This is a genomic window from Halalkalibacter lacteus (assembly GCF_036663595.1).
In the GTDB taxonomy this organism is placed as follows: Bacteria; Bacillota; Bacilli; order Bacillales; family Bacillaceae_D; genus Halalkalibacter; species Halalkalibacter lacteus.
The window spans coordinates 1-411 of sequence record NZ_JAWRVL010000113.1 but is presented as its reverse complement, the minus strand read 5'-3'; the positions used below and the strand labels follow the sequence as shown (position 1 = coordinate 411).

Below are 411 nucleotides of genomic sequence, written 5' to 3'. Positions count from 1 at the left end.
AAAATGCAAAAGAACGAGACGTGTACCGCCAACGCTTCCTTGAAAATCGAGGATGGACCATTGAACGCATCTGGAGCCGGAACTGGTGGAGAAATGCATCAATGGAGATTGAGAGAATTGATCAAAAGGTGAAACAATTGATGAAGGAAGAAGAGGTGAGAGAGAAGGTTGAAATTTAGTATGTGAAAAAGGCAGGTAATATCCGATGATGAACTTGCGAAAAATTAAAAGTAAGGTTCATGGATTGGGTTCCTGTCCCTCAGTACGTTAAAGTAGCGGGGACAGGAACCATTGCCATACGTACGTAATTCTTGATTTTGATGAAATAAAACCAGATACATATAGATACATCTACAAATACTACAAAGAGCAAAATCCGCCATTCAAATTAACTTATGAATTGGTAAATGA

Annotated in this window: 1 protein-coding gene; it reads left to right on the top strand. The window is 38.7% G+C overall.

Going from position 1 to position 411, the window contains the following annotated elements:
• Window positions 1-20 precede the first annotated feature (20 nt).
• Window positions 21-179, top strand: coding sequence for a hypothetical protein (locus tag SAZ04_RS21730; protein ID WP_431309045.1), 159 nt, complete (start codon window positions 21-23; stop codon window positions 177-179).
• The last annotated feature ends 232 nt before the right edge of the window (window positions 180-411 follow it).